Origin of the sequence: Candidatus Uabimicrobium helgolandensis, assembly GCF_041508025.1 — a bacterium.
In the GTDB taxonomy this organism is placed as follows: Bacteria; Planctomycetota; Uabimicrobiia; order Uabimicrobiales; family Uabimicrobiaceae; genus Uabimicrobium; species Uabimicrobium helgolandensis.
The window spans coordinates 284,726-299,160 of record NZ_CP165719.1; the positions used below are offsets into that span (position 1 = coordinate 284,726).

Consider the following 14,435-nt stretch of genomic DNA (forward strand, 5'->3'; position numbering starts at 1 on the left):
ATGAGTAAAACCTCTTTTGTTCACCAATTACAAACAAGTAACAAGCCTATATTTTTTTTGTTACGCCCCATTCTTAAAATCACTTCTGCGATTTACGGACTTATTACTCATGGAAGAAATGTAGCTTACAGATATAATATTTTAAAAAGCAAATCTTTGATTACTCCTGTTATCAGTGTTGGGAATATTATTGCTGGAGGAACGGGTAAGACGCCTACGGTTATTTGGTTAATTCAAAACTTTCCGCTAGATTTTCCAAAAGCAATATTGTTATCGCGTGGTTATGGAGGAGATGAACAACAAATTTTTGCAAAGACTCTTCCTGATGTTCCGCACTTTACAGGCAGTAAGCGTTTTGACGCAGCGCAACGTGCTTTGAAGGAATATGGAGAAAATATTGTTTTCGTACTTGACGATGGTTTTCAACACCAACAATTGCAGCGAGACCTTGATATTGTGTTGATTGATGCAACATGCCCTTTTGGTTATAAGCATATGTTGCCGCGAGGTTTTTTGCGCGAATATTTGAGCAACCTGAAGCGGGCAGATGCGTTTATAATAACTCGTAGTGATATGGTTACAGCACAACAATTAGAAAATATTCAGCGTAAATTAAAGTATATTGCAGGTGAAAAACCACAAGCTATTTCTCAGCATGTTCCTGCTTATTTTGTAGAGCATAGTTCTAAACGGATTTGCGATAAAAATTCTTTTGTAGGTAAAAGAGCGTTGTTGTTTTGTGGAATTGGTAACCCTCAAAGTTTTTACTATTTAGTCGAAAATCTTGGTATTGAAGTAGTAGAATTAAAAATCTTTGACGATCACTATCAATATAATGCTGAGGACATAGCTGATATTTGTTCTGCAGCAAGAGAAGTTGATATGATAATAACTACATCGAAAGATGCGGTTAAAATTCGCGAACATGATCTTGAGGGACCTCTTTGGATTTTAGAGATAACTATTGATGTTATTAAAGGTAAAGAGCAACTTATGAAGTTGGTTGAAGACAAAATAAAAGAAAGACAAGATACACAAGGTTAGGAAATAATTATGATTCTAGTACAGATGGTTGAGATAAAATGGGGAAAAGAATATCGCGGAGCGCCGAAAGCTGCCATTCGTAACAGCGTTTCTGAAGCTTATGAATTCTTACCTTTTCTTTCACGAGAAAAAAAATACGGCTACCAATCATTTTCCTGTTACGCATGGAGTGATTTCATAAAATCGCACATCGAAACAAAAGAGCAAGATGAAACTCCACAGCAAGAAACTCATATTGGATTTTTTTTACAAGAAAATGAATTAAAAACATACTATTTACCCAATTGTGACCAAGGTGAAAAATTCGCGTGGGAAAAAAGAAAGTTTGCTTTTAAACTTAAAGAAAATGAGTGGGGACAGATCAAGTTCAATGGGCGTTACGAAGTAGACGAAGAATGGATTTATACCAAAAATATATATAATATAGGTCGCTTTACAAATCCGCCGTCAAATGTGTTTATAAGCAGCAAAGCGGATTATCTTTACGAAGATATGAAAAATATATTATAATTAGGAAACAACTATGTTTTTACAGGAATTCACAAATAATTTAAAAACGGAAATTTGTCAAAATATCAATTGCGCTTTCAAAGATGCAGATGATGTATCTGTAGACCTGGTACATTTTAGTACTCCGCCAAATAGCGATATGGGAGACTATGCTATTGCATGCTTCCCCTTTGCCAAAAATCTTAAAAAATCTCCTGTAGCGATTGCTACAGAAATTGCTAAATGTTTTAGTTCATCTACTGTTATTAGCAAGATGGAAGCTGTTGGACCATATGTAAATATTTTTATTGATAAAAAATTGTTTACTGAAGTAGTATGTCGCACTGTTTGGAAAGATGGAGAGAACTTTGGACGGGGTGATGCCAAAAACAAAACAGTAATGATTGAGTACTCTTCTCCAAATACTAATAAACCTTTACATCTGGGTCACTTGCGTAACAATATCCTTGGCATGGCGATAGCCAATATACTAGAATTTTATGGGTATAAAGTAGTTAAGGTAAATCTGGTCAATGATCGCGGTATACATATCTGTAAATCAATGCTTGCATACAATAAATGGGGAGATGGAGAGACGCCAGAAAGTAAAAAACAAAAAGGCGATCACTTTGTTGGCCATTATTATGTTCTCTTTGATCAAAAGTTAGAGGAAGAAAAATGCAACTATGCTGAGAATAAAAATATTGATCTTAAAGAACTCAGTAGCGAGATAGCTAGCTTAAAACAACAAGTACGCACAGTTAAAGATGCAGCAGAAAAAAAACAATTGCGTAAACAACTAAAAGAGACAGAGCAAAAACAAGAGCAATTTAATGATGATTTTTTGGCAAACTCTGAACTCTACAATGAAGCTCTTGCAATGCTGCAAAAATGGGAAAATAACGATACTGAAGTTCGCGAACTATGGAAAACAATGAATTCATGGGTTATGGAAGGCTTTCATCAAACATATGACAAGTTGGGATGCAAGTTCGACGATTTTTATTTTGAAAGTAATACTTTTTCCCTTGGAAAGGCATGCGTTCAGCAAGGCGCTGAGGACGGCGTTTTTATAAAAAAAGAAGACGGTTCTATTTGGGTGAGTGGTGAAGCTTTAAAAAAACAAGATCCACAGACATTCAAAAAGTTTGTGCCAAAAGATAAGTTGTTGTTGCGCGCAGACGGTACCTCTGTATATATTACCCAAGATATAGGAACTACAATATTAAAAAACCAAGCCCAGGAAATAGATCAGTGCTTGTTTGTGGTTGGAGAAGAGCAAGAACTACATTTTAAAACATTATTTAGTATTTTAGGAATACTTGGCTACACGTGGTCAGAAAAATGCCGCCACATTTCTTATGGAATGGTTAATCTTCCAGAAGGCAAACTTAAAAGTCGTAAAGGAACAAGAGTAGATGCAGATGAACTTGTATCTGAGATGCAAGAACGAGTCACTAATATTATTACCTCAAATGAAAAAATTGATATTCCCGAAAGCGAAGTAAGTAGTGTTGCTGAGGATATTGCTCTTGCTGCACTCAAGTTATTTTTGTTAAATATTTCGCGAGAAAAAGCATTGTTATTTGATCCTCATAAAGCTATATCTAGTGATAGCGAAGACTCAGGGAAAAGTAATGCTATTGCATTTACAGGTGATACGGGTCCTTATATTCAGTATGGTTATGCACGTATTTGTGGAATATTTCGCAATGCTGATAAAGAAGCGACTACCGATATTGATTACTCTCTTTTGAATTCTTCACATGAACAAGCGCTTTTGTATAAAGTAGCGAACTTTCCGCAAGTAATTTTCAATGCTGCTGAAAATGATAGTCCGCATTTTATCACAATGTATCTTCTCGATTTAACCAAACTATTTTTCAAATTTTATGGCGCGCACAAAGTTATAGGTACAGAAGAAGAAGCCGCAAGATTACTACTGTGCAAGATTGTTGCCCAGGTAATTCACAATGGTATGAAACTTTTAGGGATGAATGTTCCCGAAAGGATGTAACATGGAGCTTAACCGTACGCTAAGTAAAGTGACCCCTTCTCTTACCTTGCAGTTAGTTGCTAAGGTAAGTGAATTAAAAAAAGAAGGAAAAGATATTGTCGGATTTACGGTTGGTGAACCCGATTTCTCTACGCCAGAGCATATAAAACAGCAAGGTATTGAAGCAATAAAAGACAACTTTACTCGTTATACTGCCGCTGTTGGAATAATTGAGTTAAAAGAAGCGATTGTCAATAAACTACAAAATGATAACGGTTTGACATACTTACCAGAGAATATCGCAGTTAACTGCGGTGCCAAGCATTCGGTTTCTAATGTACTAATGGCCCTTATCAACGCGGGAGATGAAATAATCATTCCCGCACCTTATTGGTTGAGTTACCCAGAAATGGTTACTTTGTGCCACGGCAATAGTGTTATTGTTCCGACCACCAAAGAGTCAGGATACAAGATGACCGCCGAACAGCTTAAGAAAGCTATTACACCAAAAACAAAGGCTGTTATTATTAATAGTCCAAATAACCCGAGTGGGGCTGTTTACAGTGAAAAAGAGTTGGAGAGTTTAGTCTCAGTTATTGCTGAAAGTGGAATATGGGTAATTAGTGATGAAATTTATGAAAAATTGATTTATGATGATAATAAACATTTTTCTTTGGCAAAATACCCGCAGATAAAATCGCAAGTAATTGTTGTTAACGGTGTTTCAAAAGCATATGCAATGACTGGATGGCGCATTGGCTATATTGCTGCACAAAAAGAAGTTATTCAGGCTGTTGCTAAAATTCAAAGTCAATTTACTTCTAGCCCTTGTTCTATTTCGCAGCGAGCTGCAATAGCAGCTATTTCGGGTTCCCAACAAGAGGTCGAAAAGATGAGAGGGGTTTTTGAAGAAAGACGTAACCTTGCCTGTGAATTGTTATCAAAGATACCGGGCTTAAGTGTTGATAAAGCGCCAGGAGCTTTTTATCTTTTTCCACAGTGTGATGGTTATGGCAAGGTAACTGCTGATGGAAAGGCGATTAATAACTCTCTTGATTTAGCTGACTATCTCCTTGAGAAGCATCACGTTGTCGTTGTTCCAGGGCAAGCTTTTGGTTGTGATTTGAACTTTCGCATATCATATGCTACTTCCCAAGAGCAAATTAAAAAAGGTATTGAGCGTATACACCAAGCTTTTATTGAGTTACGCCAAGCGTAAGGAGCTAATTTTATGTGGACAAGTGTACAAAACATTGAACAACCAGCAACTTTATTAGAAGCTAGTAAACTGAATAATAGTGAGCATTCTACTTTGTTTAGTGGAGGCACCTATCTAGTTGCACAGAAAAACAAGAGCATTCATACTATTATAGATATCAACCATTTAGTGGAAAATAAAATAGAAGAAAAAGAAGAAACTATATCAATTGGGGCAGGTGTTACTCTTCAACAAATAGCAGAGCATTTTGCAAAGAGTGTTATTGGACGTTGTGCACAACAATCTTGTTATTCAAAAAATATTCGCAATCAACGTACTATAGGTGGAGAAATTGCTCAGCAAAGTTCTACGTCCGACATTAATGTGTTGTTGCGTACCATAAATGTGAATCTAAAAGTTTTTGTGGAAGACCAATTAATCGATGTTTCCATATGTGAGTGGAATGGTAAGGGTATTATTAGTGAAATTACTTTTGCAAAAGATGCGAATATCGATCTTAAACGCTATGCGGTGATTCCTTCTGCTCCACCATTCGTGATTGTTGGATATAACTATACTACAAAAAATTGTATTGTTGGCGGAAGAACAGATAGATTTGCGACTTTTGTAGTAGACAAAAATGAACAAGTCGATAAAGCTTTGGAAGGCTGTTTCACAGATGATCATAATGGATCAATAAAATATAAAATACACGTAGTTAAAGTCGCGCTAAACGATTTTACCGAAGGTACACCTTAAGGAACGTGGCCAAAATAAATCAAAGTTTTTAATTTCGAATAGAGGTTGTTATGAAAATAGCATTTACGTTAAATGGACAAGAGACGAAAGCAGAGTTTACACCTGGGGAAACTTTGTTTCATTATCTACGCAGTGATGAAATTTATAGTGTAAAAAATGGTTGCGAACTAGGTGAATGCGGTGCTTGTACAGTTCTTGTTGATAATAAAGCTCAAAATTCCTGTCTTATTTTGATGCATACGTTAGAAGGAACTGTAGTAGAAACGATTGAGAATTTAGGTAGTAAAAGTAATTTGCATCACCTTCAACAAAAGTTCATTGATGAAGGAGCTGTTCAGTGTGGGTATTGTACACCAGGAATGATTTTAGCTTCAGAAGCACTGCTTCGCGAAAGTGAACAACCAACTTCAGAGCAAGTGAAAGATGCTTTAGCAGGTAATCTATGCCGTTGTACAGGATATGTTAAACCGATAAAGGCGGTGTGCAATGAATGATAAAAAAGAAGATAAAAAAGAAGATAATGCAGAAATGAAGTATGTTGGTAAAAAAACCGCACGAGTAGATGGTTTGGCTTTGGTGTCGGGACAGCCTGTATTCGCTGACGATATTAAGTTACGTAATATGTTGCATGCTAAAATTTTACATAGCCCTCATGCTCATGCACATATAAAAAGTATTGATACTAGCGTCGCAAAAAAAGTACCTGGTGTTAAGCTTGTTCTTACGCATGAGGATTTTGATTTACATTATTACACAACAGCAGGCCAAGGTTACCCGGAACCATCTTCGCGTGATACGCGCATTTTGGATTCTACGGTTCGTTTTGTGGGAGATCGTGTTGCTGTTGTCGCTGCGGATACTATTGCTGCTGCAGAAGAAGCAATAGAAAAAATTAAAGTCGAATACGAGGTCCTTGAAGCGATTTTTGATCCACGTGAGTCGATGACATCGAAAATTTTAGTTCACGAACAGTCCGATTTAACAATGGTTCACGATCATAAACGTAATTTAATTGCGGAGCTGAAAGCTGAACTTGGTGATGTCGAAACAGCGATGAAGGGTTGTGACCACGTTTTTGAAGAAGAATATTCTGTTCCTTATGCACAGCAGTCTCATATTGAGCCGCATATTGTTGTCACATGGTTTGATGAGCATAATCGCTTAATTATCCGGACAGCAACACAAGTACCGTTTCACGTACGACGTATTGTCGCTGAGGTTTTAAATTTTCCTGTTGGTAGAATACGGGTAATCAAGCCGCGTATTGGAGGTGGATTTGGTAGCAAACAAGAAATCCTCAATGAAGAATTATGCGCTGCAATTACCTTGAAAACAGGTCAGCCGGCAAGAATAGAGTATACACGTGAAGAAGAACTGTATGCTGCTCGTTCGCGACACCCTCAGATTTTGAAGGTGCGCATGGGAGTCAAAGATGACGGTTTTATCGAGGCGATTGATCTAAATATTCTAGAAAATGGTGGTGCTTATGGAACACATTCTTTAACAGTGATGTCAGTAACCGCAAACAAGGCTCTATCATTCTATGCTGCCCCGCACAAAAAACTTCTTGGACAAGCTGTCTATACTAATATGTCTGTACCTGGTGCTTATCGAGGTTATGGAGCTCCGCAAGGGTTTTTTGCTATGGAAGTAATGCTGGACGAAATTGCTGCAAAATTAAAGATTGATCCAACAGAGTTACGCCATAAGAACTATGTAAAAGAAGGTGATGATGTTCCAATTGCGAAGATTTTAGGTGAAGGTGGCGAAGGCTATCCGATGGTAATTTATACTAGTGGAATGGCGGATTGTATTGAAGAAGGCAAGAAGCTTATCGATTGGGATAAACTATACAGCGAAGAGAAAACAGGCCGCGTACGTCGCGGTGTGGGTATGATTGGTTGCGGACAGGGTTCTGGAATTCCTGGCATAGATATGGCTGCAGCTTTTATTAAGATGAACGAAGACGCGAGCTTTAACCTTCTAGCAGGAGCTACTGATATTGGAACGGGTTCTGATACAATGATTGCGCAAATTGCTGCCGAAGTTCTTGAAGTTCCTGTCGAAAAAATTATCGTTTATTCCTCAGACACTGATATGACGCCATTTGATACAGGGGCTTATGCTTCAAGTACTACATATATTTCCGGTGGAGCTGTGAAAAAAGCTGCCGAAAAAGTAAAGCAACAAATACTTGATATGGGAAAAAAGCTTCTTAAAGTGGAAGAAGCGAAGATTGAAAATGGTAATGTTATTGCCAATGATGGTCAGTCTGTTTCCTATGAAGAAATATGTACAAAAGCTTTTTACACACATGAACAACATCAAATTATGGCGAATGCTTCTCATATGAGTTATGATTCACCTCCACCGTTTAATACAACTTTTGCTGATATTGAGGTGGATACAGAAACTGGTATTGTTCGCGTTCATAAAATTGTATCGGTTTCCGACGCTGGGCAGATTATCAATCCACAGATGGCAGAAGGGCAAGTTGAAGGAGCTATTCCGCAATCTCTAGGTTATGCTCTCTCTGAGTTTATGGTTTTTGATGACAAAGGTGCGCCAATTAATACCAATTTTTTTGATTACCACATTCATACAACAATTGATATGCCTGAGATTGTTGTAAAATTTGTGCATACTGATGAGCCAACGGGTCCTTTCGGAGCGAAAGCAATTGCCGAAATTCCAATCAATGGACCTGCCCCAGCTATTGCCAATGCTATTTACAATGCTTGTGGTGTAAGAATTCGCGAATTGCCAATTACTCCAGAAAAAATCCTACAAGGACTAGGAAAAATTTAGGATGAAAAAGAAAATCTCCATTCTCTACACGGGTGGAACTATTGGTATGATTAAGGAGGGCGGGAACTATGTTCCTGCCCCTCCAGGGTATATTTCTGAAGCGCTTAATGGCATTCAGGAGCTTCATCGCAGTGATATGCCAGATTTTACGATTGAAGAATATACACCAGTTATGGATTCAGCGAATATGGTTCCAAAAGACTGGGTAGCAATAGGGGAGTACATAGCCAAAAATTATTCTTTCTTTGATGGATTTATTGTACTCCACGGAACAGATACTATGTCCTATACAGCATCAGCGCTTGCTTTTATGCTCAAAAACTTAAGCAAGCCTGTTATCTTAACAGGAGCACAGATTCCTCTTTCGGAATTGCGCAGTGATGGACGTGATAATATTATCGCGGCGGCTATTATAGCGCAGAAATTTGAAATTCCTGAGGTTTGTCTATATTTTGGCGAAAAATTATACCGAGGCTGTCGATCTATAAAAGTAAATGCTTCTGGATTTGGGGCATTTGCTTCTCCTAATTATGAACTGTTAGCGAACTCTGGCATTGAAATTAACGTTCGCAATGACTTACTTCTTCCTATGCCAAGTTCTGACAATGTTTTCGAGTTTATACCTTTTGCAACAGACATCATGATCACATCTATTCGTATATTTCCAGGAATTTCACCACAGCTCTTGCAAGAAATTGTAAGTTCTCCTATCCAAGGTCTTATAATCGAGGCTTACGGTATAGGCAATATTCCTGAATCACCGCAATTATTATCTATTTTTGAAGAAGCTGTAAAGCGCGATATACTCATCACTGTTTGTAGTCAGTGTTTGTTAGGCGAAATAAGTTTAGAGTACTATCGTGGTGGTTCGGCATTGCAAAAATGTGGAGTTGTTAATGGCGCTGATATGACTATTGAGGCTACTTTGGCGAAAATAATGTATCTTTTTACATTAAAAAATGATATAGCAAAAAAGCGATTATTAATGTCGAAAAATTTACGAGGTGAATTAAGTTGTGAATTATACAGCACTCTGATTTGAGGTCATTTATTTTTATTTGGAGAAACTATGCGTACTTTTATATTTACAATTATCCTTTCTCTTTTTATACCATTTGGTTTTGCTAGTACTAGTTACATCCAGTGTGTTGAGGGAGAAGCTAAGTTTATTGCTGAAATAACCGAAGAAAAAGGCCAACAATTTGTACTGGCAAGCCTTGAAATTAAAGGAGAATCAGTTACTGCTGCAAAAATTTGGCTAAATGATGTACCATTGAAACGCTTTTTGTCTCTTGAATTTAGCACAGAAAAACGCTCTTCAATGCAGTGCGACTTGCAAGTTTACAATGTTCACACAGATAAACTTGATTCACGTTTATTTGACATATTAGTCGCATATAAACAAAAAATTTATCGTTTTAATCATGTTGCGTCAATTCCTGTATTAACAGAAGACACTCTAGACAATGATCCAGACCCTGATCCACAACCCTCTACAGAACCAATAGATATTGCATTTGAAGATATTCGCGTGGAGTTAGGTGGTGGTATAAAGGTGATTCATGGAAAGATATACGACTTTACCCAAATGGAATACCACGGTATTGCGCGTATACGCGGCAAGACAAAAAAATACAATCCATTTTGTCTTTTTGGTGTAGGCTCTATAGATTTTAGTGGTAAAGCAAGTGTTTTGGTGTATCATCACAGTTTTAAAGGCAATAGGTATTTGGAAAGCACCGTAGAGGTTGACGGCTATTCTCCACTCATTTTTATCCATACAGGTGTTCGTTATCGTTTTGCAAAATACGCTTCCACAAAAACAAAGCGCATTTTAGTTAACAAATCCGCGGGACCAATTACTAACATTAAACTATCTCTTCGTTACGAAATAAAGGGTCAAAAACATAGTTTTATTAAAACGTTACCTAATTTTGAACCAGTAGTACTAGATTTGAACCCATACTATCAATTAAATCCTGTACTAGGTAGAATTACTCCTCCGATCCAAGAAACATTAACTAAATTCGAAGTAGAAATTCCCGACGGTCGCGAAGAGGAAAAACAAATCACCATTTTAAATACAAGTGGTGAAGAAGTGAGTAATTTAAAGATAGATGTTTCGTTTTCTTCAGGTAAAGGCCAGCAAAATAAGGAAGTGACTTTTGAGCTAACTGGAGAAGAAGAAGTTATTTTAGAATAGTATTCTGGGCCGTGTAAATAGAATTTTTCCTTGCAATTCAAGGGATCTCTTGAATTGCAAGATATTTGAAGTAAAACAATAAAATGAAAGAAGTTTAGCAAATTATTTTATTTCGCCCAATAAACACGAGTACTTCGGATGTTCGCATTAGAAAAGAAGTCGGATGATTAAATATATGGTCAAGGTCATTTAATTCTTTTTTTGTTGATTTTTCAAGAAATGCATAAGGTACTTATTTTGCTTGCTATAGAGCTAACAATAGCAAAAATCTTTTTTTGAAATTTAAGATAAATTGAAGACAAATAAAAAATCTCAATTATAAGCTGCTACCTTCGTAACATCGAAGAAAAAAATGAATGTAAATTATCAAGAAAAAAAGAATTAAATGACTGTGACCAAATATATTTATGTGGAGAATTATACGCACCAAGTGTTGGCTTTCAATTGGGAAATAAATTACAGAACAATATGAAAACTATAGCACTAGAGATTATCCTAAAATAACAGCAATGTTCCCCTACAATCACAGACCACATGGTACCAACCCAACTTGCTTTTTTCCAATAATGTCCTTACACAGTAAAAAGCCTCCCGCAAGGTCATAGAAAACATTAGCGAGTAATGATGCTTTTGGTATTAAACCAAGCAATAATAGGATTGGGAATCCAAACTATTGTGTATCCCAAGAAACTACTTTTTCCCGACAATTCTATTTTTTTAATGGAACTATTTTGATTGTCTATATCTGATATTGGTCGTTTTTTTAGATGATTCAAGTCGACAGTAAAAGATGGGTTGTCAATTTGAGAAAAATCTTTCACTTTTGTCATATTTTTTCCTCTTGGATTGGTGTTAAAAGTGGCTTGGGCATTTGGGAACGATTTATTGTTAAACACATACTTTCATTTGTTCACAGCAGTTTTTGGACGTTATGTGTTGCTGCGAACAAAAAAGTTTTTTTGCGTAATGGTAAGATGTTTGATAGACGGCATCTAGAGATTTAATTTCTTGGTTAGAAAGTTTTTGCAGTGGAGGTCGTAAATAAAAGTTAGCTATTTGTCTACATTTAGAATGATTGGCGATGCTATTGATTGTACAACTACGCGTAAGTAAGTCAGCAATAGAGGGGAATGATTTCTTTTTTGTACGAGATTTTAATATTTTCCATGGCGATGGAGTCTTGGCAAAATCACAGTCAAAAGGTTGGTAAGAACTAAGGTCGGAGATGATGATTGTACCGCGACAAAGTTCTTTTAATGTTAGCGCTGGAACGTTTTCAATCACTCCGCCATCAACTAATATTTGAGAATTATGAACTACTGGTGGCATTAGTCCTGGTATAGCACTAGAAGCTTTGACCGCTTTCCATAGCTTTCCACGACGATGAATAAAACGCTTAGCACTAGAGAGGTTTGTCGACACGCATACATAAGGAATCCATAAGTCTTCTATATGCAAATCGCAATAGAGATTTTTCAGAAAGGAATCGTGTTTTTTGCTACTAAATAAAGAAATCAATGGTAAGGTATATTGTTGTAAGTATTTCTCTTGGCGTTGGAAGGATGCGAGTAATCTATAAGGTGAAATGCCCATAGAAAAGCATGAACCAAAGCCAGCGCCACAACTCACACCAACAATCATATCTATTGGAAGTTGAGTTTCTTCCATCGCTTGCCATATACCTAAATGTCCAACTCCCATCGTTCCGCCGCCGCTCAAGGCAAGTCCAATTTCATTTCCTGTTAAAAAACGTGCAACGCGTGTAAAGTCTCTATCTTTATGCCAACGAACGTGATAGTGCTTTTCGAAAACTGGTAACCATACTCTAGTATTTTTTGGTAAAGTGTCATCTTTGTGAAGTAACACAAGAGTTTTTTTGCATTTAGGAAAAATAGATTGTAGTTCGGATAAATGAGGCTTTTGATTACCCCATGCAACTACAACCACAGATTTTTCAGAAAACTTTTCTTGATTGGATCGATCAATATCAATTTTTATAAAAGGTGTTAGTTGGAGTAGTTCTTTTTCTAAGCGTTGTTTGAACTGTAATAATGGCACATCGTTACCATATGAGCACATGGTAATCCATTCCCTATCCATAGTATACTTCCTTTGCATTTGCGTTTGTAAAAATCAATTTGACAAAAAACAAAGCAATTTGTGTGCCGTTAATAGTAGATGATCTGAAGTCTTTGTTTGGTTTAGGTTTAAGAGAAAAAGATAAAGGGAGAGAAGTAGTAATGCTAATAGAATTCCATAGAAAACGCCATTAGTGCTAATATCGTTTTCTATGAATGATTGGTATAAGTTTGTCGACACACCCTAAGTATATCATTTATAGTATTGATATGATGGAAGATAGATCGTATATGAGTTTCTAAGGCAGTCTGTAGTAAGACCATCTTCTTTGGCCTTCACGTACAAGGTTACCGGTTTTATGTAATTTCTTTAGCAAATAGGAAGCGTTATTGATATCAATTTCTAGCAAATCGCGACATTGGCGATTGTTAATTGTTCCTCTTTTCTCTACATACTGTAGAATAACTTGCTCTTTGCTTTGTACGCTCAATAAAGACGGAGCTTCTAGTTTTTCTTCTGTGTCTTCATCACTTTCGAAAAGTTGGAGATGTTCTGGGTGGATCGTTGCTCCGCAGCGAATTAAAGCGTTCTCTATGATATTTTTTAATTCTCGAATATTTCCAGGAAAATAATATTGCTCTAAAATAGCAACGACCTCACTAGATAACTGTGGTGGTTTGCGTCCCATTTCTTTTGCTAGAATTTCTATAAAGTGGGAAGTGAGTAAGTGGATATCATCACGGCGTTCTCGTAAAGGAGGAAGCTTCACGATAAATCGTGCAATGCGAAAGTACAAATCTTGGCGAAAACTACCTTCTTTGACTTGTTGAGTAATACTACTGTTTGTCGCGGCAATTATGCGTACATCTACCTTGATAGATCGATTGCTACCAACAGGTGTAACTTCGCCGTTTTCAATAGCACGCAATAATTTCGTTTGTAGATTTAAAGGCATGTCGCCGATCTCGTCGAGAAAGAGAGTTCCTTTGTCTGCGCATTCAAAAACACCTTTTTTGTTGCTTGTTGCTCCTGTAAAAGCACCAGCAATGTGTCCAAAGCACACGGATTCAAATAAGTCGCTGGGAATAGCACAACAGTTGAGTGCCATAAAAGCTCCCTTACGACGTCCACCAAAATGAATGGCGCGTGCAATGAGTTCTTTTCCAGTGCCACTTTCTCCTAAAACGAGAACATTTGTCGATTTGACATTTTGCACTTTGCGAATGTCACTTAAGATACGCTCCATTGTTTTGCTTTTGCTGACAAACCCAGAAATTCCCCATCTTTTCGCTTCTTCTTCAGAAAGAAGTGATAATTTACTATCCACTTTTCGCAACTGCTCTCGTGCTTGTTCGCGTTCTTCAATAGTTTTTTTCAAATCGTGGATGGTCTGCTGTAACTGATCGTTTTTCTCTTGTAGTTGAATTGTTAGGTTATGAATTTTGAGGTGAGTATGAATTCTCGCTAACACTTCTTCGGCATCGAATGGTTTTGTTATGTAATCAACTCCACCAATGGAGAATGCTTTTGTTTTGTCGAATGTTTCATTGAGAGCGCTAATAAAGATAATCGGTATATTGCACAAATCAGCATCTTTTTTGAATTTTTGGCAAACCGCGTAGCCATCCATTTGTGGCATGCAAATATCTAGTAATATAATGTGAGGAGCTTTTGCTTTTGCTGCCCGCAAAGCATTCTTGCCATTTGTGGCTGGACGAACACAAAAACCTTTTCCTTCTAATAGAGAAGATAGGTATTGTAAATTTTGCGGCACATCATCCACAATTAAAACTTCGATTAGGGAATTGTCCATTTTTTCCTCTACATTAGCAAATTTTCTCAATAGAACGGGTAAACGC

12 protein-coding genes are annotated in these 14,435 nt (G+C 37.0%); 9 read left to right on the forward strand and 3 right to left on the reverse strand.

The genetic code is table 11. The features are described from left to right. Genes lpxK through UABHE_RS01005 form a run of 9 tightly spaced genes read left to right on the forward strand, consistent with a single transcriptional unit; the run spans window position 1 to window position 10,497 of the window. The gene (gene lpxK / locus UABHE_RS00965) at window positions 1–1,044 is read left to right on the forward strand and encodes a tetraacyldisaccharide 4'-kinase (protein WP_372368273.1); all 1,044 of its coding nucleotides are present in this window, start codon (window positions 1–3) and stop codon (window positions 1,042–1,044) included. Window positions 1,045–1,053: 9 nt separating this feature from the next. Beyond that, window positions 1,054–1,554, forward strand: coding sequence for a hypothetical protein (locus tag UABHE_RS00970; RefSeq protein ID WP_372368274.1), 501 nt, complete (start codon window positions 1,054–1,056; stop codon window positions 1,552–1,554). Between the two features lie 13 nt (window positions 1,555–1,567). Then, window positions 1,568–3,550 carry an arginine--tRNA ligase gene (gene argS, locus UABHE_RS00975; RefSeq protein WP_372368275.1) on the forward strand — a complete coding sequence of 661 codons (1,983 nt, stop codon included), beginning with the start codon at window positions 1,568–1,570 and terminating at the stop codon, window positions 3,548–3,550. Window position 3,551: 1 nt separating this feature from the next. Beyond that, the gene (locus UABHE_RS00980) at window positions 3,552–4,748 is read left to right on the forward strand and encodes a pyridoxal phosphate-dependent aminotransferase (RefSeq protein ID WP_372368276.1); all 1,197 of its coding nucleotides are present in this window, start codon (window positions 3,552–3,554) and stop codon (window positions 4,746–4,748) included. A gap of 12 nt (window positions 4,749–4,760) precedes the next feature. Next, window positions 4,761–5,486: an FAD binding domain-containing protein gene (locus UABHE_RS00985; RefSeq protein ID WP_372368277.1), complete on the forward strand. Its 726-nt coding sequence runs from the start codon at window positions 4,761–4,763 to the stop codon at window positions 5,484–5,486. 50 nt (window positions 5,487–5,536) lie between these two features. After that, the gene (locus tag UABHE_RS00990; protein WP_372368278.1) at window positions 5,537–5,980 is read left to right on the forward strand and encodes a (2Fe-2S)-binding protein; all 444 of its coding nucleotides are present in this window, start codon (window positions 5,537–5,539) and stop codon (window positions 5,978–5,980) included. Further along, window positions 5,973–8,294, forward strand: a complete 2,322-nt coding sequence (locus UABHE_RS00995) for a xanthine dehydrogenase family protein molybdopterin-binding subunit (protein WP_372368279.1) — start codon at window positions 5,973–5,975, stop codon at window positions 8,292–8,294. The genes UABHE_RS00990 and UABHE_RS00995 overlap by 8 nt, the downstream gene beginning before the upstream one ends. 1 nt (window position 8,295) lies before the next feature. Further along, the gene (ansA, locus tag UABHE_RS01000; RefSeq protein WP_372368280.1) at window positions 8,296–9,336 is read left to right on the forward strand and encodes an asparaginase; all 1,041 of its coding nucleotides are present in this window, start codon (window positions 8,296–8,298) and stop codon (window positions 9,334–9,336) included. 27 nt (window positions 9,337–9,363) lie between these two features. Continuing rightward, window positions 9,364–10,497: a hypothetical protein gene (locus UABHE_RS01005; protein WP_372368281.1), complete on the forward strand. Its 1,134-nt coding sequence runs from the start codon at window positions 9,364–9,366 to the stop codon at window positions 10,495–10,497. A gap of 611 nt (window positions 10,498–11,108) precedes the next feature. On the opposite strand, the gene UABHE_RS01010 is transcribed toward UABHE_RS01005, so the two are convergent. From UABHE_RS01010 to UABHE_RS01020, 3 genes are all read right to left on the reverse strand, one after another. After that, a complete protein-coding gene (locus UABHE_RS01010; protein ID WP_372368282.1) occupies window positions 11,109–11,327 on the reverse strand; it encodes a hypothetical protein in 219 nt (72 codons plus the stop codon). A 58-nt stretch (window positions 11,328–11,385) separates the two neighbouring features. Next, window positions 11,386–12,597 carry a patatin-like phospholipase family protein gene (locus UABHE_RS01015; protein ID WP_372368283.1) on the reverse strand — a complete coding sequence of 404 codons (1,212 nt, stop codon included), beginning with the start codon at window positions 12,595–12,597 and terminating at the stop codon, window positions 11,386–11,388. A gap of 277 nt (window positions 12,598–12,874) precedes the next feature. Beyond that, window positions 12,875–14,389, reverse strand: a complete 1,515-nt coding sequence (locus UABHE_RS01020) for a sigma-54-dependent transcriptional regulator (RefSeq protein ID WP_372368284.1) — start codon at window positions 14,387–14,389, stop codon at window positions 12,875–12,877. Window positions 14,390–14,435: the final 46 nt, after the last annotated feature.